Source organism: Deinococcus taeanensis, assembly GCF_020229735.1.
GTDB classification, from domain to species: Bacteria; Deinococcota; Deinococci; order Deinococcales; family Deinococcaceae; genus Deinococcus; species Deinococcus taeanensis.
Map to the genome: position 1 here is coordinate 995,478 of NZ_CP083455.1, position 24,184 is coordinate 1,019,661.

At 68.2% G+C, this 24,184-nt stretch carries 28 protein-coding genes; 11 read left to right on the plus strand and 17 right to left on the minus strand.

Going from position 1 to position 24,184, the window contains the following annotated elements:
* Position 1 precedes the first annotated feature (1 nt).
* The 3 genes from LAJ19_RS04835 to LAJ19_RS04845 all read right to left on the minus strand — a co-directional run bounded on the left by LAJ19_RS04835 (position 2) and on the right by LAJ19_RS04845 (position 2,353).
* Entirely contained in the window at positions 2-934 is a 933-nt protein-coding gene (locus tag LAJ19_RS04835) for a proline dehydrogenase family protein (protein WP_225477175.1), read from the minus strand.
* Entirely contained in the window at positions 931-1,593 is a 663-nt protein-coding gene (locus LAJ19_RS04840) for a GntR family transcriptional regulator (RefSeq protein WP_225477176.1), read from the minus strand. The genes LAJ19_RS04835 and LAJ19_RS04840 overlap by 4 nt, the downstream gene beginning before the upstream one ends.
* A gap of 286 nt (positions 1,594-1,879) precedes the next feature.
* Entirely contained in the window at positions 1,880-2,353 is a 474-nt protein-coding gene (locus tag LAJ19_RS04845) for an MgtC/SapB family protein (RefSeq protein WP_225477177.1), read from the minus strand.
* A gap of 209 nt (positions 2,354-2,562) precedes the next feature.
* Between LAJ19_RS04845 and LAJ19_RS04850 the strand changes: the two genes are divergently transcribed.
* Positions 2,563-2,829: a cold-shock protein gene (locus LAJ19_RS04850; RefSeq protein ID WP_285892302.1), complete on the plus strand. Its 267-nt coding sequence runs from the start codon at positions 2,563-2,565 to the stop codon at positions 2,827-2,829.
* Positions 2,830-2,965: 136 nt separating this feature from the next.
* Here the strand turns inward: LAJ19_RS04850 and LAJ19_RS04855 are convergent, their stop codons facing one another.
* The gene (locus LAJ19_RS04855) at positions 2,966-3,394 is read right to left on the minus strand and encodes a hypothetical protein (protein ID WP_225477178.1); all 429 of its coding nucleotides are present in this window, start codon (positions 3,392-3,394) and stop codon (positions 2,966-2,968) included.
* A gap of 85 nt (positions 3,395-3,479) precedes the next feature.
* Between LAJ19_RS04855 and recO the strand changes: the two genes are divergently transcribed.
* Complete coding sequence (recO, locus tag LAJ19_RS04860) at positions 3,480-4,214, plus strand: DNA repair protein RecO (protein WP_225477179.1); 735 nt, start codon at positions 3,480-3,482, stop codon at positions 4,212-4,214.
* Positions 4,215-4,232: 18 nt separating this feature from the next.
* Here the strand turns inward: recO and LAJ19_RS04865 are convergent, their stop codons facing one another.
* Both LAJ19_RS04865 and LAJ19_RS04870 read right to left on the minus strand, forming a co-directional pair.
* On the minus strand, positions 4,233-4,940 hold the full coding sequence (locus LAJ19_RS04865; protein WP_225477180.1) for a 16S rRNA (uracil(1498)-N(3))-methyltransferase: 708 nt from the start codon (positions 4,938-4,940) through the stop codon (positions 4,233-4,235).
* The gene (locus LAJ19_RS04870; protein WP_225477181.1) at positions 4,937-5,749 is read right to left on the minus strand and encodes a 50S ribosomal protein L11 methyltransferase; all 813 of its coding nucleotides are present in this window, start codon (positions 5,747-5,749) and stop codon (positions 4,937-4,939) included. The genes LAJ19_RS04865 and LAJ19_RS04870 overlap by 4 nt, the downstream gene beginning before the upstream one ends.
* An 80-nt stretch (positions 5,750-5,829) precedes the next feature.
* Between LAJ19_RS04870 and proC the strand changes: the two genes are divergently transcribed.
* Positions 5,830-6,621 carry a pyrroline-5-carboxylate reductase gene (gene proC / locus LAJ19_RS04875; RefSeq protein ID WP_225477182.1) on the plus strand — a complete coding sequence of 264 codons (792 nt, stop codon included), beginning with the start codon at positions 5,830-5,832 and terminating at the stop codon, positions 6,619-6,621.
* 56 nt (positions 6,622-6,677) lie between these two features.
* On the opposite strand, the gene bshC is transcribed toward proC, so the two are convergent.
* A complete protein-coding gene (gene bshC / locus LAJ19_RS04880) occupies positions 6,678-8,234 on the minus strand; it encodes a bacillithiol biosynthesis cysteine-adding enzyme BshC (protein WP_225477183.1) in 1,557 nt (518 codons plus the stop codon).
* A gap of 155 nt (positions 8,235-8,389) precedes the next feature.
* Entirely contained in the window at positions 8,390-9,064 is a 675-nt protein-coding gene (locus LAJ19_RS04885) for a Crp/Fnr family transcriptional regulator (RefSeq protein WP_225477184.1), read from the minus strand.
* A gap of 76 nt (positions 9,065-9,140) precedes the next feature.
* Between LAJ19_RS04885 and LAJ19_RS04890 the strand changes: the two genes are divergently transcribed.
* A complete protein-coding gene (locus LAJ19_RS04890; RefSeq protein WP_225477185.1) occupies positions 9,141-9,887 on the plus strand; it encodes a WecB/TagA/CpsF family glycosyltransferase in 747 nt (248 codons plus the stop codon).
* A gap of 63 nt (positions 9,888-9,950) precedes the next feature.
* Here the strand turns inward: LAJ19_RS04890 and LAJ19_RS04895 are convergent, their stop codons facing one another.
* The 9 genes from LAJ19_RS04895 to LAJ19_RS04935 all read right to left on the minus strand — a co-directional run bounded on the left by LAJ19_RS04895 (position 9,951) and on the right by LAJ19_RS04935 (position 18,265).
* Positions 9,951-12,059 (minus strand): penicillin-binding transpeptidase domain-containing protein, encoded by a 2,109-nt coding sequence (locus LAJ19_RS04895; protein WP_225477186.1) that lies wholly within the window; start codon positions 12,057-12,059, stop codon positions 9,951-9,953.
* Entirely contained in the window at positions 12,056-12,580 is a 525-nt protein-coding gene (gene mreD, locus LAJ19_RS04900) for a rod shape-determining protein MreD (RefSeq protein WP_225477187.1), read from the minus strand. Before mreD ends, LAJ19_RS04895 begins: the two co-directional genes overlap by 4 nt.
* A gap of 8 nt (positions 12,581-12,588) precedes the next feature.
* Positions 12,589-13,371 carry a rod shape-determining protein MreC gene (locus LAJ19_RS04905; protein WP_225477188.1) on the minus strand — a complete coding sequence of 261 codons (783 nt, stop codon included), beginning with the start codon at positions 13,369-13,371 and terminating at the stop codon, positions 12,589-12,591.
* Positions 13,368-14,000, minus strand: a complete 633-nt coding sequence (locus LAJ19_RS04910; RefSeq protein ID WP_225477189.1) for a Maf family nucleotide pyrophosphatase — start codon at positions 13,998-14,000, stop codon at positions 13,368-13,370. Before LAJ19_RS04910 ends, LAJ19_RS04905 begins: the two co-directional genes overlap by 4 nt.
* Positions 14,001-14,663 carry a deoxyribose-phosphate aldolase gene (gene deoC / locus LAJ19_RS04915; protein WP_225477190.1) on the minus strand — a complete coding sequence of 221 codons (663 nt, stop codon included), beginning with the start codon at positions 14,661-14,663 and terminating at the stop codon, positions 14,001-14,003.
* Between the two features lie 131 nt (positions 14,664-14,794).
* Positions 14,795-15,529 (minus strand): prepilin-type N-terminal cleavage/methylation domain-containing protein, encoded by a 735-nt coding sequence (locus LAJ19_RS04920; protein ID WP_225477191.1) that lies wholly within the window; start codon positions 15,527-15,529, stop codon positions 14,795-14,797.
* Positions 15,526-15,954 carry a type II secretion system protein gene (locus tag LAJ19_RS04925; RefSeq protein WP_225477192.1) on the minus strand — a complete coding sequence of 143 codons (429 nt, stop codon included), beginning with the start codon at positions 15,952-15,954 and terminating at the stop codon, positions 15,526-15,528. The genes LAJ19_RS04920 and LAJ19_RS04925 overlap by 4 nt, the downstream gene beginning before the upstream one ends.
* Positions 15,951-16,412, minus strand: a complete 462-nt coding sequence (locus LAJ19_RS04930; RefSeq protein WP_225477193.1) for a pilus assembly FimT family protein — start codon at positions 16,410-16,412, stop codon at positions 15,951-15,953. Before LAJ19_RS04930 ends, LAJ19_RS04925 begins: the two co-directional genes overlap by 4 nt.
* Positions 16,409-18,265, minus strand: coding sequence for a hypothetical protein (locus LAJ19_RS04935; RefSeq protein ID WP_225477194.1), 1,857 nt, complete (start codon positions 18,263-18,265; stop codon positions 16,409-16,411). Before LAJ19_RS04935 ends, LAJ19_RS04930 begins: the two co-directional genes overlap by 4 nt.
* 202 nt (positions 18,266-18,467) lie before the next feature.
* Here LAJ19_RS04935 and prxQ point away from each other — a divergent pair, with 202 nt between their 5' ends.
* The 7 genes from prxQ to LAJ19_RS04970 all read left to right on the plus strand — a co-directional run bounded on the left by prxQ (position 18,468) and on the right by LAJ19_RS04970 (position 24,183).
* Complete coding sequence (gene prxQ, locus LAJ19_RS04940) at positions 18,468-18,968, plus strand: thioredoxin-dependent peroxiredoxin PrxQ (protein WP_225477195.1); 501 nt, start codon at positions 18,468-18,470, stop codon at positions 18,966-18,968.
* Positions 18,965-19,651 carry a ribose 5-phosphate isomerase A gene (rpiA, locus tag LAJ19_RS04945; RefSeq protein ID WP_225477196.1) on the plus strand — a complete coding sequence of 229 codons (687 nt, stop codon included), beginning with the start codon at positions 18,965-18,967 and terminating at the stop codon, positions 19,649-19,651. The genes prxQ and rpiA overlap by 4 nt, the downstream gene beginning before the upstream one ends.
* A 124-nt stretch (positions 19,652-19,775) precedes the next feature.
* Positions 19,776-20,792 (plus strand): ABC transporter ATP-binding protein, encoded by a 1,017-nt coding sequence (locus tag LAJ19_RS04950; protein ID WP_225477197.1) that lies wholly within the window; start codon positions 19,776-19,778, stop codon positions 20,790-20,792.
* 47 nt (positions 20,793-20,839) lie between these two features.
* Entirely contained in the window at positions 20,840-21,589 is a 750-nt protein-coding gene (locus tag LAJ19_RS04955) for an ABC transporter permease (RefSeq protein WP_225477971.1), read from the plus strand.
* A complete protein-coding gene (locus tag LAJ19_RS04960) occupies positions 21,586-22,374 on the plus strand; it encodes an ABC transporter permease (protein WP_225477198.1) in 789 nt (262 codons plus the stop codon). The genes LAJ19_RS04955 and LAJ19_RS04960 overlap by 4 nt, the downstream gene beginning before the upstream one ends.
* Positions 22,375-22,971: a hypothetical protein gene (locus LAJ19_RS04965; protein WP_225477199.1), complete on the plus strand. Its 597-nt coding sequence runs from the start codon at positions 22,375-22,377 to the stop codon at positions 22,969-22,971.
* Positions 22,972-23,100: 129 nt separating this feature from the next.
* Positions 23,101-24,183, plus strand: coding sequence for an NADH:flavin oxidoreductase/NADH oxidase (locus LAJ19_RS04970; protein WP_225477200.1), 1,083 nt, complete (start codon positions 23,101-23,103; stop codon positions 24,181-24,183).
* Position 24,184 lies beyond the last annotated feature (1 nt).

Below are 24,184 nucleotides of genomic sequence, written 5' to 3' on the forward strand. Positions count from 1 at the left end.
GTCAGCCTTTGAGCAGACCGCGCAGGACGAACATGGCGTTGCGGGGCGTTTCGGCAATGCGGCGGCTGAAGTACGGGTACCAGTCGCGGCCGTACGGGATGTAGGCGCGGACGCGGTACCCGGCGGCGGCAAGGTTGCGCTGCAGGTCGCGGCGGATCCCGAACAGCATCTGGAACTCGAACGCGTCCTTGCTGATGCCGTGCGAAAGGGCGAACATCTGCACGTCCTGAATGAGGCTCTCGTCGTGGGTGGCGACGTTCACGTAGTTTCCGGCCTGCATGTGGGCGTACACCAGGCGGCGGTACGCAGCGTCCACGTCGGCTTTCTGGGGGTAGGCGACCGTTTCGGGCTCCAGGTACGCGCCCTTCACGATGCGGAGGTTGGGGTGCAGGTCGTCCAGGCTGCTGCGGTCCTGTTCGGCGCGGTACAGGTACGACTGAAGAACAGTGCCGACGTGCTCGCCGCCGAATTCACCGTGCAGCGTGCGGAACTGCGCGAGGGTGACATCCACGCGGGGGTGGTCTTCCATGTCCAGGCACACGAACCCGCCGTAGTTCTTGGCGCGGTTGATGATACGCCGGGCGTTCGTGAGGCCCAGGTCCTCCCCGTTCACGGTTTTTCCCTGGCCCACGCTCGACAGCTTGATGCTCACGTACGGGGTGATTCCGGCTGCGTGCGCGGCGTCGAGCATGATGATCACGTTGTCTGCGAACTGCGTGCACTGCTCGGGGCTCTCGATGAATTCCCCGAGCAGATCCAGGTTGGCGAGGATGCCGTCGCGGGCAAGGTCCTGAACGGCCTGAATGGCCGTCTGGGGGCTCTCGCCGGCGACGAAGCGCTGGGCCATGCTCCAGCCGCGGGCGCGGACGGCGTTCTCGATGCTTTTCTGACCGGCGACGGTCAGGACGGCTTTGCGGTACAGCTGGTCAATCATGAGGTTCTCCTGGCAGGGTCGAGGTCACTGAGGACCAGGGCGGCGAAAGTACGGACGTGTGCCCGGGCTTCCTGCCGGGCGCGGTGGGCGTCACGGGCGAGGATGGCGTCGAGCAGGGCGGCGTGCTGCCCGTCGGTCTGGGGGTGGGCGTTGTAGGTGCGGGTCTGGTGTTTGATCAGGGCCACGCGCTGTTCGAGGTCGCGGTTCAGGTCGCTCAGGGCCGCGTTGTGGGCGGCGTGCGTGATGGTGCGGTGGTAGGCGAGGTCCAGACGGGTCTGTTCCCGGTAGTCACTGCCGGGCGCGGCATGGAGGGCGGCGAGGGCGGCGCGCAGGGCGTGAGCGTCGCTGGGCGTGTGGTGATCGGCAGCCAGGGCGGCGGCCAGGCCGTCGAGTTCCTCGCGGACCACGTACGTATCGCGCGCCTCGCTGGCGCTGAGGGTCCTGACACGGACCCCCTTGTTGGCCTCGGCAACAAGCAGGCCGTCCTGGGTGAGGCGCATCAGGGCTTCACGGATGGGCGTGCGGGAGACGCCGAGCTGCTGGCCGAGTTCCACTTCCCCGAGACGTTCGCCGGGGGCGAGGTCGCCGTCCAGGACGGCGCGGCGCAGGTGCTCGTACACGCCGTCCCGGACCAGGGTGGGTCGCTCAAACGAAGTCATTGTGGATATTGTATACAATATTCATGGAACTGCAAGAGGGGTGAAACAGGTGCCCGCGAAAGCTGCTCCGGCAAAGCCCACCCCTCTCAAGCGCAAGCGGGGCAAGCTCGGCTGCAAGGGGTGGTCCAGGATCACCCCTTGCAGCCGCCTCACCGAGGGCCTTCACCTCTAACAATGACGCGCCCTGAAACAACAGACTTGTCAGGTCAGGTTGTGAAGCGTTGAAATGACGTCCGGGAGCTTCTCCCACCGGCCAATCTGCCCAGTCTTTCACGGGTGCCGGGTCTCACGACTCCCCATCTTCCCTGGCCTCAGTCAGCAGGTGCAGTGGGCGAAGCACGAACAGGAACAGCAGGGTGGCACCCAGCCCGAACACATAGAGGTGAAGGCCGCAGGCCACGCCCACGCCCGCCGTTGCGAGGAGACTGGCGGCCGTGGTCAGCCCACGCGTGTGCTGACTTTTTCCCGACGAGAAGATGGTTCCCGCCCCCAGAAAGCTGACCCCGCTCACCACGGCCGCCAGAACACCGACCAGATCAAAGCGCACCGCCCGGTTGTCGTTGCCGAACTGGTTGATCAGCTGCTCAGCCAGCACCACGAACAGAGCCGCGCTGATGCCCACGAGCATATGTGTACGCAGGCCCGCCCCGGCACGGTGCGCTTCGCGTTCCCAGCCGATCAGCCCACTGAGAACAGCCGCGACGAGCAGCCCGGTCAGCAGCCCCAGCTGCGCCAGCGGATCAGGCACCCCGGCAGACATGCCCTGATCGTGCCGGGCCTGAACCGGCAACACAACGCGCCTTTCTTTACCTCCGCGGGCCCCCGGTTTTAGAGTGACACAGATTACTTTTCGAGCCAAAAACGGATCATACACTGCCTGCATAGTTTCCTGAGTTCGCACGAATGGTTGGGCGCACAGGGTCTTCACCACGTGCGCCCTCTCGTGTTTTGGAAACTAAGGAGTGCATCATGGCAGTAGGTAAAGTAAAATGGTTCAACGCGGAAAAGGGTTACGGCTTCATTCAGACGGAAGGCAGCCCTGACGTCTTCGCGCACTTCAGCGCGATCCAGTCGAGCGGCTTCAAGAAGCTGAACGAAGGCGACGAAGTCGAATTCGAAATCGAAGAAGGCCAGCGCGGCAAGGGCCCCCAGGCCAAGAACATTGTCGTGACCAAAGCGGCCCCCGTCAGCGAGTACGGTGGCGGCAGCGCCGGCCGTCGCAACGACCGCTGGTAAGCACCTCCAGATGAACAGGCACCAGACCGGGTGCCTGTTTTTTTTGCGGCTGGAAACAGGACCGGCGGCCACAGACGCACAGGCCAGCAAGGGCCATCAAAAGACCTCAAGCACCCTGCTGGCACCCACCGGGCCGTCAGTGCTCGTCCGGACCAAACGGTTCAATCGGGAAGATGCGCTCAGCCAGGGACAGCAGGCCCCGCTCCCCGGCCCGCTGCTGGCAGCTGTGGGTGGGTGTACACAGCGTCACGTACCGTGTGCGTCGCGCAGCCACCACCACGCGGTACATCACCGCCTCAGAACGGCTGCGGGTGTAGTGGCACAGGTCGCAGTGCAGCGCGTTGCGGCCCTTCGGGTCGATCGGCGTGAACTCGGCAAGCTGGTCACCGTGCACGAGCGCCAACCGGCCGTCCGCCACCGGGTAGAGCCCCAGCGTGGCGGGCGCATCCGGGTCAAGGCCGTCGCCGAACAGTTCACGGTGCGTGTCGGGAAACAGTTCCCGCAGCAGGTCCTGCACACTGTGCGCCTGCTCACGGGAAGGCTTGTGACGGTGCGGGTCGTTCATTCACCGCAGTGTAGGGGCGCCGGCGTGCGCGGAAGGTGGAAAGGGGCACAGCCGCCTCCGCCCGGGAACGCTATGCTGCTGGGCAGTGAGGTCCCGGACCGCCAACCGCAGTGGCATCGTGATCCGGCGGCGCGTGACGCCCGCCGGGGACATCATCGTGACCATGTTGACCCCACAGGGGAAACTCAAGGCGATCGCGCGCGGTGGCGTGCGCGGCCCGCTGTCCAGCCGCCTGAACCTTTTTCATCACGTGAACGTGCAGGTGTACCAGGCGCCGCAGAATGACCTGGCCAGCGTCCAGCAGGCGGTGCTGGAAGGGGCGCTGCCCACTCTCGCGCAGCCCGGGCGCTACGCGTTCGCGCACCTGCTCGCCGAATTCGCAGACACCCTCTTCCAGGAAGGGGAATTCAGCGAGCAGGCTTTCGAACTGTTTGCCGGAGCGCTGCGCGGCGTGGCTCACCAGCCTGACCCGGAGTGGGTGGCGGTGGTCATGAGTTACAAGCTGCTCGCTCTAGCGGGCTTTGTACCGCAGACGGCCCGGTGTGCCCGCTGCGGCGCGCCGGACCCCGCGCATCCCGATCCACTGGGCGGGCAGATGCTGTGCCGCGCGTGCGCGGCCCTGCCGCCCTACCCGGCTGAGACGCTTGATTTTCTGCAGAACATGGTGCGGCGCACCGTGCGCCTCAGCATGGACCGGCCCCTGCCTGCCGAGCAGCGTCCGGCCCTGTGGCGTGCCCTGGAGCGTTTTGTGACCGCGCAGGTAGGCAGCGTGCATTCCTGGCGGCAGCTGCTGCCCGCGGCAGAACTGGCCGGCGCGTAGCACCGGCCGGGCCGCAGGTTACAGGCCCAGCGCAGCGATGGCGCCGAGCAGCGCCACTGGGGCGGTTTCCGCGCGCAGAATGCGGGGTCCGAGCGTGACGGCGTGCGCCCCCCGCGCCACGAGGCCCTGCACCTCCGCGTCGGTCAATCCCCCTTCAGGGCCAGTTACGACCGTCACGGGGGTCTCCCAGGTCACCACGTCCATGACGCGCAGACTGGCGCCCGGCTGCGCCACCAGGACCGCGCCTGCCGGGGTCAGAGACGTCAGCGGCACGGGCGGCAGAACGGGCGGCACCACGGCGCGGCGGGACTGCTTGGCGGCCTCCTGTGCCACGCGGTTGAGTCGCGTGAGCTTCTGCTCACCAATCTCCCGGACGTCGGCGCGGGCCGTGACCAGCAGCTGAACCTGTGCGGCGCCCAGTTCCGTCACGGCGCGCACCACATCCGCCAGTTTGTCCGCCTTCAGCAGCGCCACTGCCACGGTGAGGGCAAAGGGCGTCTCCACGGCACCCTCGACCGGCTCACCAAGGGTCAGGACCGCCCGCAGGTCCTCCAGGGCCGTGACCTCCGCGAGCGCCTCGGCGCCGCGACCGTCGAACACCCGCACGACGTCACCGGGGGTGAGGCGCAGCACGTGCAGGTGCCGCGCCTCACCCGGACCGAGCGTCATGGTGGGGGAGAGCGTCTCCACCCGCAGCCGGTGCCGCGGCAGCCGACCGGCGCTCACGCGCCCGCCCGGGCGGTGACCAGCGCCCACTCGCCGTCCTCCCGCACCGTGACGTCGGTGAACCCCTCGCGCTCCAGCGCGCCCAGCACCAGCGGCAGCTTGCCGGACAGGATGCCGGTCAGGACCAGCGGCCCACCCGGACGCAGGTGCCCCACGTACGCGCCGGCCAGCAGGTCGTGCAGTTCGGCGTACAGGTTCGCCACCAGCACGTCAAACACGCCGTCAGCGACCACGTCCCCAGGCAGCTCGTCACCCAGCGTGCCCACCATGAACGCTGCGCGCCCTGCCGGCACGCCGTTATCGCGCGCGTTCTCCTGCGCAATGGGAATGGTGATCGGGTCGATGTCCACCCCCAGGGCGTACCCGGCGCCCAGCAGGGCCGCCGCGATCGCCAGAACCCCGCTGCCCGTCCCGACGTCCAGCACGGTCCGGCCATGCAGATTCAGCGCAGACAGGGCCTCCACGGCCATGCGGGTCGTCGCGTGGTGCCCGGTGCCGAACGCCATGCCCGGTTCGATGACCAGCCCCACCTGCCCGTCCGGGACGCCTGCGCGCAGCCACGGCGGCACGATGGTCACGCGCCCGGCCTGCACCGGCCGCAGGTTCGCCTTGAATTCTGCCAGCCAGTCCTGATCCGCCTCCTGACGCCACTCCCCGTCGCGCACCGCGTCAGGCAGCGGCGTCTGCTCGTCGAAGTACGCGCGGATCAGGCCGGCGCGCTCCTCCAGTCCGGTCGCGCCGGCCTCCCACAGCAGGTTGAGGTGGTCCTCGCGCGTCTCGAACGTTCCCGGAAGGTGATACACCAGCATCCATGAAGTGTACCGGCCCGCGCGGCACGTCTGCACGGGCCGCCCGCCCGGCCCGCCAGGGCGCACCTATACTGACCCGCATGAAGCTCGCGATCGTTGGTGTCGGGAAACTCGGTCTGGCCCTGCTGGAGGGCGTCACCTCCCGGGGCGTCCTGGCGCCCGCGGAGATCGGCCTGCTTGACGCCAATGCCGCCCGCGTCCAGGACCTCGGCCAGCGGACCGGCGCCCGCGTGATCACGCCCGCAGACCTCGGGCACGCTGAACGGATCCTGATCAGCCTCCAGCCGCGTGTGTTCCCGGAAGCCGCCGAATGGCTCGCCCAGCCGAACGTGGGGTACATCAGCACCATGGCTGGCGTGAATGTCGCTGCGCTGTCCCGCCGGCTCGGGACCAAACGGGTCGTGCGGGTCATGCCGAATCTCGCCGCGACAATCGGGTTGTCCCAGACGGCCATCACTGGCCCCCGCGACGCCGGGGACGCCGGCGACCTCGCGTTCGCTCACACGCTGTTCGGCGCGGTCGGGGACGCGTACGAGCTGCCTGAACACCTGTTCAACGCGTTTACCGGCATGAGCGCCAGCGGCCCCGCCTACGCGGCCGTGGTCGCCGAGGCCCTCGCAGACGGCGGGGTACGCATGGGCCTGCCGCGTCCCCTGGCGAATGAACTGGCCGCGAAGCTTCTGGTGGCGAGCGGGGAACTTCTGCAGCGCCGCGCGCACCCGGGCATGCTGAAAGACGAAGTGGCGAGTTCGGGCGGCACCACCATCGCCGGCCTGGCCGCACTGGAATCGGCCGCGGTGCGGGGCGGGCTGATCGAGGCCGTGGTTCAGGCCACCCGGCGCGGCAACGAACTGGGCAAAGATCAGGACTGAACGATCGGGAAGTGGCCCCGGCAGCTACGCTGCCGGGGCCTCCCCGTGTCCTGGCTTCAGGGAATCTCGATTTCACCCTGCCAGCCGGGCGGCAGGGCCAGCAGCTGCCGCAGCGGCGCCTCGCCGTGCTTAAGCAGGAATGTCAGGAGATTCAGTTCGCGTTCCTGCGGAACCCCGTTCGGCAGAAGGTGCGTCCTGAGGCGGGACAGCTGCCCGCTGCGTTCATCCTCCGCGCGGGCAAGGGCGCGCGCAGCGAGGCGCTGCAGGTGGGCGACGCGCGCGGTCGTTCGCGTCCGGGTGCGTTGGGCGGCGCCCACCAGGGTGGGATCCAGCGCCCCGATCTCGTCGGTCAGGGCCTTCAGGTCGGCGTCCAGGGCGTCCAGTCGGGCCGTCGTTACAGCGCCCGCTGCACGCTCACGCGCCAGGGCGCGGCCCAGCACGCCGTCCGGGTCGGCCTGAACCTGCGCGGCGGTAGCGTCCAGGCGCCGCAGCAGCCGCGCCACGTTCGGTTCGAGCCAGGTGACGCTCAGGCGCGGCCACAGCAGGGGCTGGCGCAGCCCGTGCAGGGCATACACCTCGCGCAGTTGCGCGCCGTACGCGATCTCCCCGGGTCCGACCACGAACGCCACAGTGGGCAGCAGGGCGTCCTGCACGGCCGGGCGCAGCCCGGCCGCAGGGGTCAGCCGGGTGGGGTCCAGTTCCAGAAGCGCCAGCAGTTCCTCACCCGTATAGGTGCGGGTGGGGGTCGAGAACACCGCGCCCTCCGACCTCAGGAGCCGCCGCTGGCCGTCGTGCTCCTCCACGAACAGGTTGGTCGCACCGTCCGGGCGGCGCAGCTGCGGCACGAACCCGTCCGCTTCCAGGCGCGACGCGGCAGCCTCAATGGCCTGAGACGACGCGAGCGGCCGCTCCAGTTCGCGGATCAGGGTGGGCGCCATCAGGCGCGCCAGAGCCGGGTGCATCGGGTCAAGGACCACCAGGCCGGCGCTGCCCAGCAGCCCATGAATCAGCCGGGCGAACACGTCGGCGTAACTGCCGCCCCCCTCCACGGCGCGGCTGAACCGTTCACGGACGGCCTGCACGTGCTCGGCCGGGGCAGCGAAGGCGTTCAGCAGCGCGTGAACCTGCGCCGTCCACCCGTCCTGCCACTTCACGCGGCCGACCGGCACACCGCCGGGGACATCCAGCGTCAGGCGGTGCAGGCGTTCATTCAGGTCCAGCAGGGTCGTGGACGCCACCTCGGCCGCGTCGTGATCCTGGCTGGCCACCCAGTACACCGCCACGACCGGTGCGTCCTCGCAGTCCAGCGACCGGGCGAGCAGGGCTGCGTCGGCGCCCTTGTGAACGGAGTACGCCGGGCCGGTCAGGACGCCGGCCTGCTGACCGGTCACGACCACCCTTGAACGCGGGTGCGCCAGTTTCTCCAGCGCCGCCTGCACATGCCGGTCCAGGGTGCCCAGTTCGCGGTGGTAGTCCCGCAGCGCGCCGGCCAGGGCGGCGCGGTCCACGTCCGTGCGCTCCTCGGCCAGAGCGGTGTCCAGCGCGCCGACCGGCAGCCGGACGTAGTCCAGCAGGCCCCCATTCCTGTATTCCGCTCCTGCGTTCCGCGCCATCCTTATCCCTTCCCGCCTGGCTCCGGACGCTGAAGCGCCGCGCTCTGGCAGTCCTGACGAACGTCAGGGTCCGCACCCGTTCTATCCGAGTTCGTCCCGGACACTGCAACAGAAGTCACACTACACCATGAAACAAAGCAGCAGCCGGGACATGCTCAGCGCAGCGGCTCCCGGGTGGCGCGCACCAGCCCGTCATGGTCGGTCAGGATGATCCGCCGGTACCCCAGATCCAGCAGCCCCCGCGAACGGAAATCGCCCAGCAGCTTCGTGATGGTCTCCCGCGTGCTTCCCACCACGTGCGCCAGATCCTGATGCGACACCCGGTCCCGCAGGGCCAGCGTCCCCCCCTCCGGCCAGGGACCCTCGCGCTCCGCGAGGTGCAGCAGCGCCAGCGCCAGACGCTGCGAAACCTCAAGAAACACCAGACCCGACAGGCGCTCCTGCACGCCTCTTGTCTGCCGCGTCACCTGCTCGGTCAACGCGACCGCCACGGCCGGCTGCGCGTGGGTCAGGCGCGACAGGGCGTCCTGCCCCAGCATCAGCCCCTCGGTGTCGTCCATGGCCTCGGCGTACATCCCGCACCGCGCGCCTGGCGTCAGGGCACTCACCCCCAGCAGCGCCCCCGGCCCGTGCACGTCCAGCGTGACCTCACGCGCGCCCACCCCCAGCCGGTACAGCCGCACCGAGCCGCGCAGCAGCACAAACAACGTCTCTGACAGGTCCTCCGGGTGGAACAACAGCTCCGAGCGGCTCCAGCGGCCCACCCGGCCCGCTGCCACCACCTGCGCCTGAACGTCTGCAGGCAGGGCACCGAAAGCACCGGGCAACATGTGAGCAGTATGCCGCACCCGCGCCCGCTTCGCGCAACCCCCCGCCCTACCGGCGTGCATTACAATTCACGCCAGCATGACCACACCCGCTCCACGCCAGCGCCTCAGCCTGTTCGACCTGCCGCTGGACGTCGTCACCCTCGGCGAGACGCTGGACCGCCTGGGCCACTGGATCTACCAGGAGCCCCGCGCGCCGCACACCGTCGTGACCCTCAACCCGGAGTTTATCGTGCAGTCCCGCACCCAGCCGGACTTCGTGAACGCCATGCAGGCGGCCGATCTCGTCACCGCCGACGGCGTCGGTATCGTCTGGGCGGCGCGGCAGCTGACTGGAACTGACGTTCCGCGCGCCCCCGGGTTCGACATCGTGGAGGGCCTCATGAAACGCCACGGCGCGAACCTGCGCGTGTTCTTCCTGGGCGCCAAACCCGGCGTGGCGGAAATCGCGGCGCAGAACGCCGCCCGGGACTACGGCATTCAGGTGGCCGGCGTGCATCACGGCTACTTTGACCTGCCTGAGGATCAGCGCGTCGCGGAACTCGTGCGTGACAGCGGCGCCGACCTGCTCCTGACCGCCATGGGCGCCGGCCGGCAGGAAACGTTCAACCAGTACTGGCGGCAGGTGATGAACACGCCCGCCATGATCGGCTGCGGCGGCGTCATTGATGTCCTTGCCGGCAACGCCGACCTCGCCCCGGCCTGGACGCGGCGCCTGGGCGTCGAATGGATCTGGCGGGTGGGCCTGGACCGTAAACGCTGGAACCGCGCGCCTCGCCTCGCGCGCTTCGTGCAGATGGTCCGCGCCGAGAAGAAACGCCGCTGAACCCATGAAACAGGGGAGAGGCCGACGCAGCCTGTCCCCTGAGCAGGGGCGTGCGCCCCGGGGCTAGGGCGTGCGTGCGCCCTGCTGCGCCTTCGCAGCGCTGGCTTTCGCCCGCGCCTCGCGGACCCTGTACACCTGGTGCATCTGCTCCAGCTCCCCGGTGCAGGGCGTCTGACCGGGCGGCGCATGATGCCGCTCGTCCAGCGTGACGCACCAGCGCGCCGCGAACATCTTCGCCGCGGCGGTCAGCGCCGGCCCCGACCCTTCCCCGCCGTTCTGGAAGAACGTCACCACCATGAAGTTCGGGGGTTTCCCCGTTCCGATCGGCCCGTACCCTTCGTACCACGCGTTCGTGTACGCGTACCCCTGACGGAAACTCACGCCGTTCTCCGCGGTGCCGGTCTTCCCACCCGTGCGGACCGGAAAGAAATTCGGCCCCAGGACATGCTGCGCCGTTCCCCACGGCGTCGTGCCCGCCGTAGTGATCGCCATGCCCTCCTTGATCAGCTCGAAATTCTTCTTCTGCCCCCGCACCCGCTCCGGCGCGGCGCGCGGCGCCGGCTGCCCCCCCACCGCCTTCAGGAGCGTCAGGTTCCGGCGCGTGCCGTCATTCACCAGAGTGGACAGCACCGAAATCACCTGCGCCGGCGTGACCAGCAGCGAATCCTGCCCGATCGAGAACGACAGCGCCTGCCCCGGGTAGTAGGGAATCGGCTCCTCCCCGTTCTTCACGCGCTGCTCGTTCAGGGCGCCGTACCTCTTCTCGAAATTCTCCGGACTTGGAATGTACCCGGTCTTCTCACCGGCCAGTTCCAGACCAGTCTCCCGCCCGAACCCCAGTTCCACCACACGCCGCCCCAGGTAGTTCCCGAACTGGATCGGGTCCGCGGCAATGGTCGCCTGGTAGTACCACGTGTTGCAGGAGTAGGCGATGGCCAGCCGGCCATCCACCGTGCCCAGACTCCCCGAGCGGTGCCAGTTGTACCGCGGCCCGCCGTACCTCACGTACGGCAGGCAGTTAAACGACCGGTTCCCCCACTTCTCCACGAACGCCATCGTGGACGCCGGCTTGAACACACTGCCCGAATCGTAATTCTGAACCACGCGGTTACTGGTCACCGCGTCCAGCTTCGCCAGCGGCCGGTTCGGGTCAATCGCCCAGTTTTTCGCTTTCGGGTCCGGGCTGGGCACCTGGGAAAACCAGTTTGGGTCGTACGCCGGGCTGCTCGCCATCGCCAGAACCTCATTCGTCCGCGGGTCAATGGCAATCACCGCGCCGCGCGTGTAGGGCTCCGGCGGCTTGCCGTACTTCGCCCGTCCGCGGTTCACGTCTGCCAGCCCCTCGCGCAGCGCCTGCTCCGCAGCCCGCTGCAGCGTCGCGTCGATCGTCAGGACCACGTCCTTGCCTTTCAGGCCAGCGTCAATCACCCGCTCCGTCTGCGGTTTTCCGGCTGCCGTCACCTCCCGGCGCCGCAGGCCGTTCTTGCCTTCCAGCGTCTTCTGCAGGCTGTACTCCAGCCCCGAGCGGCCCACCAGGTCACCCTGCGTGTACCCGTCCTCTTGCAACTGCGCCTCGCTGGCCTCCTGCACGTACCCGAGCAGGTGCGCCGCCATCTTCCCCTGCGGATAGACGCGCTCCAGCCGCTCGCGCAGCTCCAGGCTGGGAATCAGCACCGTGTACTCGTACAGCGCCGCCAGCTTCTCCGGCGAGATGTTCCGCGCCAGAACCGTCTGCGCTTCACGCTCGTAATCCGGTTCGCGCGGCTGACCGTTCACCAGCACGTCCCCCTTGATGCCCGCCAGGTACACAATCTTGTCCCACGCCGGAATGGGTGTCTCGCGGTCCGCCTTGCGCCGCCCCGTGTATACCAGGTCCACCGCCAGGCGGTTCGTGGCGAGCAGCACGCCGTCACGCGTGCGGATCTCTCCTCGCAGCGCGCGCAGCACCTCGTCACGCTGGTAGTTGCTGGCCGACCGCACCGCAAACTGATCATGCTGAACGACCTGCAACTGGTATAGCCGACCCCCGAGGCCCAGCAGCGCCACGCTGAACCCCAGCGCCAGCCACTGCACGCGGCTGGCCCCCTGCGCCGCGCGGCGCACCTCTCCGCGCCCACCCGCACGGCGCCGCATCCGCTCCCGGCGGTCCAGCGCACTTCCAGCCCGGCTCATGACAGTTGATCCTCCACAGTCGACCGCGGCCCGAAGGCCCAAGTGATCAGACGATCCCACACCAGCGACACCACAAAAGTTCCCACGAACAGCAACGGCACGACCGTCCGCAGGATGTCCACCGTCACCAGGTCCGTCCGCAACCAGTACGTCAGGATCAGGAACGTGAGCCACTCTCCCAGCAGCCCGAACAGCACGCTCAGCAGCGCCTGCAGCGTGCCCGAATCCGACAGGTACCGCCGTACCAGCAGCGCCATCAACGCCCCGCCGGCCACGCCCGCCGCGTGCAGGCCCAGCACCCCGCCCCCCAGGACGTCCTGCAACAGCCCCAGCCCGTACGCTCCCACAAGCGCTGGCACCGGCGCGGACCGGGACGCAAGGGCCACCCCCGTCAGCAGGAACAGATCCGGCGCGGGCACCCCCAGCGCGTCCGCCAGGCGAGACAGCAGCCCCTGCGCCGCCACCAGCAGCACCAGGTAGAGGGCCAGCCGAACCCAGCGCCCCGAATTACGTTGGGTCAACGGCCGGATCACAGGCCCTCCAGAATGGTGACGTCCTCGACCACACCCACGTCCACGGCGGGCTTCACAATCACGGTCCGGCTGATGTCATTCGGCCCCATCGGCAGCACCTGCTCCACCTTCCCCACGGGAATGCCCACCGGATAGACACCCCCCTGACTGTTCGTCACCAGCACGTCCCCCACACGGATCGGCACGCTCCGCGAGAATTCTGCCTTCAAACGGTCCGGCGGCAGGCCGCGGGCCACGCCGCGCCCCCCCCGTCCCCCCTGGAGGGTCACCCCCACCGCGCTCTCCGGGTCCACCAGGGCCAGCACCGTCGCCTGCCCTGCCGACACGTCCGTCACCTGCCCCACCAGACCTGCCGGAACGGTCACCGGCATGCGCACACGCACCCCGTCACGCGAACCACGGTTCAACTCCAGCCGCGCCTGCAACGCGCTGGGATCCACCCCAATCACCTGCGCGATCGCCAGCGCGTTCGGGGCCTGCGTCGTGGTGATGACCAGCACCTGTTTCAGCCGCGCCACCTCCCGTGACAGCAGCTCGTTGCGCTGCGTGAGCTGGTCATTGTGCTTGCGCAGCGCCCGCACCTCCCGCGACTGGTCCCGGTCCTGCAGCAACACCGTGTACGCCCGGCGCACATTGTCCGCCGCCGCCACCGACACGCGCGTGACCGGCGCGGTCCCTGCCCGCAGCGCGGAAGGCGCCACGACCTGAAAGCGCGTCAGGACCATGCTCACAAACAGCAGGCCCGCAAACACCAGCAGCACACGACGCCACCCCTTCACGCCGGCCGCACCTCCGGCACCCGCGCCGTGCCCCACACCGGCACTCCCGCTTCCCGCAGGAGCCGCGTCACCACACTCAGCGGAAAGCCCACCACGTTCGAGTATTCGCCCTCCAGGTGAGACACGAGGGCCATCCCCACACCCTGAATACCGTACCCGCCCGCCTTGTCCAGGCCCTCACCGGTCGCGGCGTAGAACGCGATCTCCTCGGGCAGCAAGGTCCGGAACGTCACCGCCGTGCGTGCCACTTCCACCCGCTCGGCACCGGCCCACAGGACCGCCACACCCGTAAAGACCTCATGCACGCGGCCCGACAGCCGCTCCAGAAACGCCGCATTCTCCTCGGCAGTGGCCGGCTTCGCCAGCAGCAGCCCACCCACGGCCACCACGGTATCCGCCGCAATGACCACCGCGCCCGGCAGCTGCTCCGCCACGGACCGGCCCTTCAGGAGCGCCAGCTCCGCCGCCAGACGCTCCGGATTCAGCTCGGGGCTGTCTTCCGCCTCGCCGCTGACCTGCACCCGGAACGGCACCCCCAGTGACCCCAGCAGTTCCCGCCGGCGAGGACTGCCCGACGCCAGCACCACCTCCGGCACGCCCGCCGGGCGGCCGGCCTCCACCGGCGTCACTCAGTACCCCTCGCCTGTCCGCTCGCCCGCCACCAGCGCCACGCCACCCGATGTGCCCAGCCGCGTCGCCCCCGCCTCAATCATGGCCTGCGCGTCCGCTGTCGTGCGCACGCCGCCCGCCGCCTTGATCTGCGCCCGTCCCGCGATCACTTCTGCCATCAGCCGCACGTCCTCCAGCGTGGCGCCGCCCGTTCCGAAGCCCGTACTGGTCTTCACGAAGTCTGCTCCGCCCAGCACCGCCGCCTCGGTGGCCCTGCGCTTCTGCGCCTCGTTCAGGTAGCAGGTTTCAAGAATGACCTTCAGCACTGCGTCCGGCACCGCGCGGCGCACGGCGCGGACGTCCGCCTCCACAGCCTCCCAGTCGCCTGCCAGGGCCGCGCCGATGTGAATCACCATGTCCACCTCGTCCGCTCCGGCCTCGACGCTCAGGCGGGCCTCCACGGCCTTCTGTTCACTGCTCACGGCCCCCAGCGGAAAACCGCACACCGTGGCGACCTTCACGTCCGATCCGGCCAGTTCCTCTTTCGCCAGCGGAAGAAACACGGGATTGATACACACGGCGTAGAACGCATGCTCACGGGCCTCGGCGCACAGTTGAACAATGTCACTGCGCGTGGCAGTGGGTTTCAGCAGCGTGTGATCAATGTAGGAAGAAAGCTTCACGCCCCCCAGAATACCCGCCCGCCCCTAAGAAAGATTGATCCAGAAGGCGTACGGCACGCCGCGCAGCTTTCCCGGCAGAGCCACAGCAGACCGGGGAATGCCGCCGCCCCCCGGTCCCTCGGGTGTCTTGATTAGTTGCGGCGTTGAATTACCACCGTCATCGGCCCGCCCGGCGGCGTGTACACCGTCTTCCCGTTCACCCGCTGCGCCTGCCGGAACCTGATCGTGAATTCACCCTTTGTGGCGTTGTAGGCGAACGGCGTGAAGGTGCCAGCTGCGTCTGCCAGCGTAACGCGGTCCGCGATCACAGCCTCGGTCATGCCCGTCAGTGTGCTCGGCACAACGGTAGGAATCGCCACGGAGCCCGTGGGTGGGGGAGTGGCCGTGGCACAGGTCACAGAGGCAGTCGGCCCGCAGAAGACCGAGCGGTACTCCATCAGAGCGAGCGTGTTGCTGTCCGCCCAGGAGTCGGGCGTTTTCGCACTGACCGTCAGGGAGGAGCGTGGAACGAACCGGTACGCCAGGTACAGGTAGGTGTTCGGAGCAAACAGGGGGGTGCTGCCCACCTGCCGGATCTCCCCGACCACCACGGCAAAGCAGGGGTACTCCCCGGCGGCGGGTGTCATGGTGCAGGTGGTCCCGTTCACGGTGAGACTGGTGCTGACCGCGCTGGCCGTGCGCACGCGGTCGGTCAGGTACCCGCTGCTGATCTGCAGTTCGCGCAGCTGGTCGGCGCCGCCCTGAATGTCCGACGCACTGCGGAAGGTGCCCACCTGCAGCGACAGGACGGCGGCCATGATGATCCCCAGCAGCGCCAGGCCAACCAGAATCTCGACCAGCGTCAATCCATGGGTGCGCGTTCTCATTCGGGCCTGCCGAACTGACCGACGAACGTGAACTTCTGGGTGGTGTTGGAATTTGAGGTGCAGGTGACCGAGATGGTGCGGCGGCCCACCGGTGAAGCGGTGCCTTCCGCGGTGACAGTGGGAGCGGCACACGTCAGACCGGAGGGCGCCGTGGGGAGAGGGGAGGGCAGCGTGCCACTGGTGAAGTTGGGGTAGAGGTCCCCGCTGGTGGGTATGGGGTACACCGGGACGAGCCAGTGACTGCGCACGCTTTCCATGACCGTCCGGGCGTAGGTGCTGGCGAGTTGCGCCTGAACGTTGGTGCGGTTGACCTGGTACAGGCGGGGAATGATCGCCAGCACGGTGCTGACGATAATGCCGAGGATGGCCATCGCGACGAGCAGTTCAATAAGGGTGACGCCCTGGGTGCGGTTCGGGTGGATCACTGGACGATCACCCGGCCCATGACATTGGTCACCGAGATTTTGCTGACCCGGGTGCCGTTGGTGATGGTCACGCTGAGCGGCGCGGCCCCGGTCGATGTGCCGTAGTTCGTGCCGTAGGGCGGCAGGAACTGCACGGTGTCACCGGTGGACGTCTGGGCAAGGGTGAACGTGGCCGGCAGGGTGTAGGTCACGGCGGTGGGCGTGTCGGTGCAGTTTGGGGTGGTGTAGCTCAGCAACTGGTAGCTGCTGGAACTGACGTACTTCAGGCCCTGGCACTGCCCGAGCCGTTTGGCGTTGAACCGGGCGCTGTTGGCGTTCGTGACGAATTGCTGCGTCAGCTGGTCCTGCTGCGTGCGTTTGCGGTAACTCAGGTAATTCGGGAGTGTCACAGCGCTGATGATGCCGATGATGGCGATCACCAGCAGCAGCTCCATGAGCGAGAATCCGGACGGTTTCATTGCTGGCTCCAGGTGCCGCCGCGCATGTTGAACGTCACCGGTGACAGGCGCCCGGCGGAGGACAGGACGGCCAGGGGGCTGTAGGTAATGTCCATGGTGCCGCCCAGGGTTGTATTGACAAGGGACACGTTTCCTTCCACGACCACCGAACCGAACACGTCACTGTTGCCCTGGTTGGCGAAGTTGCCCATCACGTACAGCACGCCCGTAAATCCTGTGGGACTGATGCCGTCCCCTGAGGAGGTGCAGGTGTTGCTTGCCGCGTGGAGGCTCCCGGTGCCTCTCATGTCCAGGTTGCCGTTCACGACGATGATGCCGTTGCCGCACAGTGCGTTGGCGTTGAGGGTAAACGTCGCAGAGCTGGGCACGGTTGCTCCTCCCAGCCAGTAGATGTCCTTGTTCAGGGGCGCCGTCACGTCGGTCAGCCGGTTGGCGGGTGGGGTCATGTTGTAGTACTTGGCTTTGGTCAGCCCGTTGAACACCTGCGCGAACAGCGCGTCACCGCACTCCACCACGTCGGATCCCGCGATGGCGGCAGGTGAGACGGTGCTGCTCCCTCCCCAGGCGCTGGTTGGCACCGCGCCAGTTGAGGTTCCGCCGATGCTGCTCGCGCTCGTGGCTGCCGGCACGTAGCGGCGCACCGGCTGGCCCTCGATAATCAGGGCCATCTGCGCGGCCGTGGGGGTCGGCACGGTGCCACTCAGCCGCTCGCCTGTGGTGGGGCTGTACAGGTAGGCGCCCGCGCCGGTTGGACCCAGGGTGACATCGGCATATCCTGCGCTCAGGCTGCCCCCCTCAAAGCCTTTGCCGACGACCGTGACGCCATACGTGACCCCGTTGATCGTGATGTACAGCACGTCTTCAACAAACACCCCGGTCGGATCGCTTATCGGAAGCCGGTACACGGGCTGTCCGTTGGCCGAGGTGCCGGTGGCCGTGGCGCCCCCACGGGCGGCGATAGGAATCAGGTCCAGACTGCCGGTGAGTGAGGTGCCGGCCAGAGGCATGGTGCCCACCGGTTTGATCGTCAATTGCGTTGCGGTGGAGGTCTTGGTCTCCGCGATCACGATGTATGTGGAGCCGTTCAGCCGGATGTAACTGCCCGCGCTGAAGTAGGTGCCGTCGGCCACGGTGAGGGTGGCTGGCCAGCCTGTCTGTGTGGGCCCCAGAGCCATGGTCGCCGAGACGCTTGCCGGGGAGGCCGCCGTGGCGGAGACGCCAGTCGCGGCGTACCCGGTGTAGGTACTCCCGGTTCCAGAGAGGTTCGCGGTTCCCTTACCTGTAATGCCCGGGCACGAGGTGAGTGCGGCGGGCGCGGACACGTTCAGGAAGGGCGGGCTTTGCAGGTTGACGATCTGCGACACCACTGAATTTGCCTTGTAGGCCCCGGCGCCGGCAGCGCCCTCAGCTTTCAGCATGGCCGTACCGGCCGTGAAGTTGTACGACACGATCTCAACCTTCACGGTGGGCGCGTTCGTCGCGCTGGACAGGCTGAGAGTAGAAAGCTTCGCGGTGGAGCCGGTCGGGCAGGCCGGGGCGTTGCTGGGCGGGGTGGTGGACGTGTCGGTGACCGTTCTCAGCGTGCCCGCCCTGACGGCGTACTGGTTCGTGCCCTGCACGAAGCAGGGGAGGTCTGCGACCGTGCCAGAGAAGCCCGCTTCCTTGGCCCGGGCGACGAAGGTGCTGATACCACTGTCGGCCGCCAGCAGCGCCTGGTAACTGATGTTTTCCTGTTGCGTGCCGGCGCGGCTGTTCATGGACGTGATGGAGATGGTCCCGACCATGGTGGCCAGAATGAGAACAGTGAACATCAGGGCCAGGGCGATGGCGTAACCGGAGGTCTGCTGTTTCATGAAGCACCGTCCGAAAAAAGAGCGTTGGCCGAGTTCATAGGCACAGTGTAGAGAGGTCGTTCTTACAGAACCTGCCCCCAATCTGGGCGCTCGCTGTGAAGTTTCCGACAGGTGTACTCTAGATGACTGTGGGTTCAGTTCGGTGAATGCAGGTTCGGGCAACCTGAACGCTGAACGTGACGCGCACAGTACCCTGACAGGCATGACAGACGCAGCGGCCAGTGAACCCATGGTGGGTCAGCCCTTCCCGAACTTCTCGCTGAGCGATGCCCACGGGCAGACCCACACCCTGGGCACCTACGCGGGCCGGTACGTGGTGCTGTACGTGTACCCGAAAGATGACACGCCGGGCTGCACGAAAGAAGCCTGTGACTTCCGCGACAACGCCCTGCTCCGGACGCACGGCGCGGTCATCCTGGGGGTCAGTGCCGACGACGCGGAGAGTCACGCGAGCTTCGCGGAAAAGTACAGTCTGCCGTTCCCGCTGCTGAGCGACCCGGGCGCGGCGTTCCTGCGGTCAGTCGGGTCGTACGGCACGAAGAACATGTACGGCAAGGTGACCGAAGGCATCAAGCGACAGACCTTCCTGATCGGTCCGGACGGCCAGCTGGTGAAGGCCTGGCTGGCAGTTAAGGTGGACGGGCACGCCGATCACGTGGCGGCGGCCATTGAGAAGGACCGCGTCGGGCGGGGTGAGGGGTGAGCAACCTGGAAGGATTGAAGAAGGAAGCGGCCGTCCGGGCAGTGGCGCTGGTCCGCAGCGGGGACCGTGTGGGGCTGGGGACAGGTAGCACCGCGAAGTACGCCATCGAGGAGATTGGCCGCAGGCTACAGTCCGGCGAACTCAGCGGCGTGGTCGGCGTGGCGACCAGCGAAGCGAGCGACGTCCTGGCGCGTCAGGTGGGCATTCCGGTGGAGAACCTGGACCCGCGCCCGCTGGATATCGCCATTGACGGCGCGGATGAGATCGCGCCGAACCTTGACCTGATCAAGGGGCTGGGGGGGGCGCTGCTGCGGGAGAAACTCACGGAGATTCAGGCGCGGCGGTTCATCGTGATTGCCGACCACACGAAGGTCGTGACGCGCATTGGTGAGAAGTCCGCGCTGCCGGTCGAAATTGCGCGTTTCGGATTCCTGAGCACCATCGAACGCCTGCGGGCGATTCTTCCGGCCGGGCGATTGCGTCAGGCCGGCGCGCAGCCCTACCTCACGGACAACGGCAACCTCATCTTTGACGCGCAGATCCCTGCGGGAGTCGACGTCGCCGCCCTGGAACGTCAGCTTAAGGGCACGCTGGGTGTGGTGGAGACCGGGCTGTTCCTGGGTATGGCGGAACGGGCGTTCGTGGCGTCCCCGGACGGCGTGACGGAACTCACGCCCCGCTGAGAAGCGCAGCTGCGGGGGCCGCACCCACCCCGGGCAGCTGTGCGGTGATGCGTACATGCGGGCTGATTACGCGTGATGGCGTAGCGGGTGGCGGCACCCGGCGCTCAGGCTTACCCTGGGCAGCATGCCGAACCCCTTGCCGGACGCGGCGGTGCATGTCCGCGACCTGAACAAGCAGTACGTGGTGCACGAGAAGGAACCGGGGTTCATGGGGAGCCTGCGGTCGTTCGTGAGCCGCCGCTCCCGTACGGTGGACGCCGTGCGGGGCGTCTCGTTTGACCTTGCGCCGGGCGAGGTGGTGGGGTTTCTCGGGCCGAACGGCGCCGGAAAGACAACCACCCTGAAGATGCTGTCGGGGCTGCTGCACCCGTCGGGCGGTGTGGCGCGCGTGGGGGGGTTCGAGCCTCGCCGGCGGCAGAACGCATTTCTGCGGCAGATCACGCTGGTGATGGGGCAGAAGCAGCAGCTGATCTGGGATCTCCCGGCGCTCGATTCGTTCCTGGTCAACCAGGCCATCTACGAAATTCCCGACGGGCAGTTCCGCGCGACCATGGCGGAGTTCACGGCGGTGCTGGGCCTGGAGGGCATCCTGAAGAAACAGGTGCGCAAGCTGTCCCTGGGCGAGCGCATGAAGTGCGAACTCGCCGCGGCGCTGCTGCACCGCCCGAAGGTGCTGTTCCTGGATGAACCCACCATCGGGCTGGACGTGAACATGCAGGAGGCCGTGCGGACCTTCGTGCGTGATTACAACGAGCGGTACGGGGCGACTGTGATCCTCACGAGTCATTACATGGCGGACGTGACGGCCCTGGCCCGCCGGATCCTGGTGATTGACCGCGGGCAACTGGTGTTCGATGGGGACCTGGCGAGGCTGGCCGAGCAGGGGGGCGGGGGCAAGACGGTGAAGCTGCAGCTGCGGCGCGCCGTGACCGCCGAGCAACTGGCGCAGTACGGTGAGGACGTGCGGGTGGACGGGCTGAGCGCGGAGCTGATCGTGCCGCGCGCGCAGGTCAGTGCGCGGGCTGCGCGGCTCCTGTCGGAACTGGACGTGGCGGACCTGACGGTGGAGGATCCCAGCATCGAGAGCGTCATGGCGTCCCTGTTTGGTGGGCGGGTCACCCGGACCGAGGAGCCGGTGTGAGCGCGCTGAACAAGGCGCGGGTCCTGTTCGTCACGCGCTTCGCGGAAATGGCCGAGTACCGCGCTGAGGTGGTGATCTGGATGCTCTCCGGCACGCTTTCCCTCGTGATGATGCTGGTGTGGATGGCGCAGGCGGCCGCGGCGCCGGGCGGGCAGATCCGCGGGTACGCGCCTGCAGAGTTCGCCACTTATTTCCTGTCCACGTGGCTGGTGTCGCAGCTGCTCGTGGTGTGGGTGGCGCACGAACTGGACTTCGAGATCCGGCAGGGCACCCTGTCGCCGCAGCTGCTGCGTCCGGTGGACCCCCTGTGGCTGCATTTCGCGTCGCACGTCGCGGAGCGGCTGGTGCGGATTGTGCCGCTGCTGGCGCTGCTCACGCTGTTCACCGTGATGTCCGGCGCGTCCTTCACGCGGGAGTGGTGGGCGTACCCGGCGGCGCTGGGCCTGGCGGCACTGGGCTTCGGCGTGCGGTTCCTGTACGAGTACACCCTCGGTCTGCTGGCGTTCTGGACGGAAAGCAGCGCGTCGTTTCAGGAAGTGGTGTGGCTGGTGTACGCGGCATTGGGCGGCATGTTCGCGCCGCTGAGCTTCTACCCGGAGTGGGTGCAGCGCCTGAGTGTCTGGACCCCCTTTCCGTACATGCTGGGCCTGCCGGCGCAGCTGCTGGCCGGAAAGGCCACGCTGGCCCAGGCGGGCCGCGGGGCGCTGGTGATGCTGGTGTGGCTGGCCGCCTTCTGGCTGTTGCGGGGGCTGGTGTGGCGCGCCGGACTCCGGAAATACGGGGCGGTGGGAGCGTGAGGCGGTACTTCCGGCTGGCACGCATCTTTCTGGGCGCCACGCTGGCCGCGCAGCTGGAGTACCGCGCGAATTTCGTGGGTGCGGTGCTTGCCAGCCTCGGGGAGGTCGGGGTGGCGCTGCTGGGCATCAGCATCCTGTTCGGGCAGCCCGGCGTGACGCAGGTGGGCGGCTGGTCCTTCCGGGCGGCGCTGCTCGTCACCGGGTTTTTCATGCTGACCGAAGGGGTGATCAGTGTGTTCATCCAGCCGAACATGAGCCGGATCGCAGAGGCGGTGCGGACAGGCAGCATGGACTTCACGCTCCTCAAACCCATTGACGCGCAGTTCAACGTCAGCACCCGCAACTTGAACCTGCTGCGCGCGCCGGACCTCCTGATCGGGCTGGGCCTGATCGCGTACGCGGCCTCCGCCCTGACGGTCACGCTGCCGGGGGTGCTGGCGGCGCTTATGCTGTACGCCTCGGCGGTCGTGATCGTGTACTGCATCTGGCTGGGCCTGTCCACAACAGCGTTCTGGTTCGTCAAGACTCAGAACGTCACGGAACTGTTCAACGGGGTGTTCGGCGCGGCGCGTTTTCCAGTCACGGCGTTCCCCGTGCCCGTGCGGGCCATGCTGACCTTCGTGATTCCGGTGGCGTTCATCACGACCGTGCCCGCACAGGCCCTCACCGGGACGCTCTCGGTCCCGGTGGCGCTCACGTCGCCGCTCGTGGCGGCCGCGCTGTTCGTGGCGACCCGGCTGTTCTGGCGCCGGGCCGTGGCCAGTTACACCAGCGCGAGCAGCTGAATGGACAGCCCTCAAGACCGGACGGCCGCCTGGGCGGCGCTGGGCCTGGCGCGGCCCCGGGCACTGCCGCTCTCCCCAGGCGCCCGGGCCAGGCTGGCGCACATGGCGGAACTCCGGGATATCACCGGGCCTGCCGACGCGGCGCGGGCCGGCGCGGAATTCGCCGGGGAACGCTGGCTGGCCCCGGACCTGCTGGGCGTGCGCTCCTGGCTGCCGCCCGCCACGCCAGGCCGGCAGGTGGTCACGGAGGTCCTGCGTGGCGAGTGGAGCGGCTTCCTGGCCCTGCTGGGCGAATACGGCCCCTGGGTGTACGTGCCGGATGTGCGGGCCCTGCAGAACCTCACCGGGGCGTACGGGGCGCTGGTGGCCGCCGCGAGCCGCGCCGGCGAGGCTGAGGTTCTGCAGGCCGCGCGGCTCGCCCTGGAGGGCCACCCGAACCGGACGCTCCTGGTGAGGCTGGAAGCCACGTCGTACCGGCAGCCGGACCGCGGCGGCGCCGCTGCCCCTGAGCTTCACGCTCTGGAGAGCGGTTTCTGGGCGCAGGCCGCGCAGGTCGCGCACGACAGTCACGCCCGCTGGCAGGCGCGGCGCCTCTGAACTTCCGGGGGCCTGCCGAGCCTGGTGTTCAGCTGGCCTGAACCTTCACGGGGGTCTCCGGCGGCGCTGAGTGTCACGTGAACAGGCACAGGGTGGCCGGACAGACCCGCTCGGCACTACAGTCACCGCATGACCCAAGCGCCCCTGCTGTTCCAGCCGCTGAAACTGCGGACCCTGACCCTTCCCAACCGGGTGGTGGTGTCCCCCATGTGCATGTACTCCGCGCAAGGCGGTCAGGCGAACGACTTTCACCTCGTTCACCTCGGGCAGTACGCACTGGCCGGCACGGGGCTGATCTTCACCGAGGCCACGGCCGTGAGTCCTGAAGGGCGGATCAGCCCGGAGGACCTGGGGCTGTGGGAGGACCGGCAGATCGCGCCGCTGGGCCGCGTGACGGACTTCGTGCACGCCCAGGGCGGCCGGATCGGCGTGCAACTGGCGCACGCCGGCCGGAAGGCCAGCACGTTCGCGCCCTGGCGGGGCCGCGGAGCCGTGCCGCCCGAGCGGGGCGGGTGGCAGGTGATCGGACCGGACGACCACCCCTACAACGAGGTGTTCCCGCAGCCGCAGGCCATGACGCCCGAGGACATCGCGCGCGTCACGCAGGATTTCCTGAAGGCCACCCGCCGGGCAGAAATTGCCGGCTTCGACGCCGTGGAGATCCACGCGGCGCACGGGTACCTGCTGCATCAGTTCCTCTCGCCACTCGCCAACAGCCGCACCGACGAGTACGGCGGGTCCTTCGAGAACCGCACGCGCTTCCTGCTGGAAGTCACGCGCGCCGTGCGTGACGCCTGGCCGTACCACAAGCCGCTGTTTGTGCGCCTCAGCGCCACCGACTGGGCGCCGGGCGGGTGGGACGAGTCGCAGACGGCCGTGCTGTGCAGCCTCCTCTCGAAGGAGGGCGTGGACGTCATTGATCTCAGCAGTGGCGGCCTGACACCCGCCCAGCAGATCACGCCGGCGCCGGGCTACCAGACGCCCTTTGCGGCGCAGGTGAAGGCGGCCGTGCCGGACCTGCACGTCATGACGGTCGGCATGATCGACACTCCGCAGCGCGCCGAAGGCATCCTGCTGAACGGCGACGCCGACCTGATCGCGCTGGCCCGCCCGCTGCTGGGCGACCCGCACTGGGTGCAGGCCGCCGCGCGGGACCTGGGCGCCCCACATGAGGTGGCCCCCCAGTACCAGCGGGGCACGCGCACCAGCTGAG

Bases quoted from the DNA above. Each gene is read 5' to 3' on its own strand.
- LAJ19_RS04850 (WP_285892302.1), top strand. From the start codon at position 2,563: ATGGCAGTAGGTAAAGTAAAATGGTTCAACGCGGAAAAGGGTTACGGC.
- LAJ19_RS04965 (WP_225477199.1), top strand. From the start codon at position 22,375: ATGGACAGCCCTCAAGACCGGACGGCCGCCTGGGCGGCGCTGGGCCTG.
- LAJ19_RS04885 (WP_225477184.1), bottom strand. From the start codon at position 9,064: ATGTTGCCCGGTGCTTTCGGTGCCCTGCCTGCAGACGTTCAGGCGCAG.
- LAJ19_RS04870 (WP_225477181.1), bottom strand. From the start codon at position 5,749: ATGCTGGTGTATCACCTTCCGGGAACGTTCGAGACGCGCGAGGACCAC.
- LAJ19_RS04935 (WP_225477194.1), bottom strand. From the start codon at position 18,265: ATGAAACAGCAGACCTCCGGTTACGCCATCGCCCTGGCCCTGATGTTC.
- LAJ19_RS04855 (WP_225477178.1), bottom strand. From the start codon at position 3,394: ATGAACGACCCGCACCGTCACAAGCCTTCCCGTGAGCAGGCGCACAGT.
- LAJ19_RS04835 (WP_225477175.1), bottom strand. From the start codon at position 934: ATGATTGACCAGCTGTACCGCAAAGCCGTCCTGACCGTCGCCGGTCAG.
- LAJ19_RS04930 (WP_225477193.1), bottom strand. From the start codon at position 16,412: ATGAAACCGTCCGGATTCTCGCTCATGGAGCTGCTGCTGGTGATCGCC.
- LAJ19_RS04955 (WP_225477971.1), top strand. From the start codon at position 20,840: ATGGCCGAGTACCGCGCTGAGGTGGTGATCTGGATGCTCTCCGGCACG.
- LAJ19_RS04840 (WP_225477176.1), bottom strand. From the start codon at position 1,593: ATGACTTCGTTTGAGCGACCCACCCTGGTCCGGGACGGCGTGTACGAG.
- LAJ19_RS04895 (WP_225477186.1), bottom strand. From the start codon at position 12,059: ATGAGCCGGGCTGGAAGTGCGCTGGACCGCCGGGAGCGGATGCGGCGC.
- LAJ19_RS04950 (WP_225477197.1), top strand. From the start codon at position 19,776: ATGCCGAACCCCTTGCCGGACGCGGCGGTGCATGTCCGCGACCTGAAC.
- proC (WP_225477182.1), top strand. From the start codon at position 5,830: ATGAAGCTCGCGATCGTTGGTGTCGGGAAACTCGGTCTGGCCCTGCTG.
- LAJ19_RS04920 (WP_225477191.1), bottom strand. From the start codon at position 15,529: ATGAGAACGCGCACCCATGGATTGACGCTGGTCGAGATTCTGGTTGGC.
- prxQ (WP_225477195.1), top strand. From the start codon at position 18,468: ATGACAGACGCAGCGGCCAGTGAACCCATGGTGGGTCAGCCCTTCCCG.
- bshC (WP_225477183.1), bottom strand. From the start codon at position 8,234: ATGGCGCGGAACGCAGGAGCGGAATACAGGAATGGGGGCCTGCTGGAC.
- LAJ19_RS04970 (WP_225477200.1), top strand. From the start codon at position 23,101: ATGACCCAAGCGCCCCTGCTGTTCCAGCCGCTGAAACTGCGGACCCTG.
- LAJ19_RS04890 (WP_225477185.1), top strand. From the start codon at position 9,141: ATGACCACACCCGCTCCACGCCAGCGCCTCAGCCTGTTCGACCTGCCG.
- LAJ19_RS04845 (WP_225477177.1), bottom strand. From the start codon at position 2,353: ATGTCTGCCGGGGTGCCTGATCCGCTGGCGCAGCTGGGGCTGCTGACC.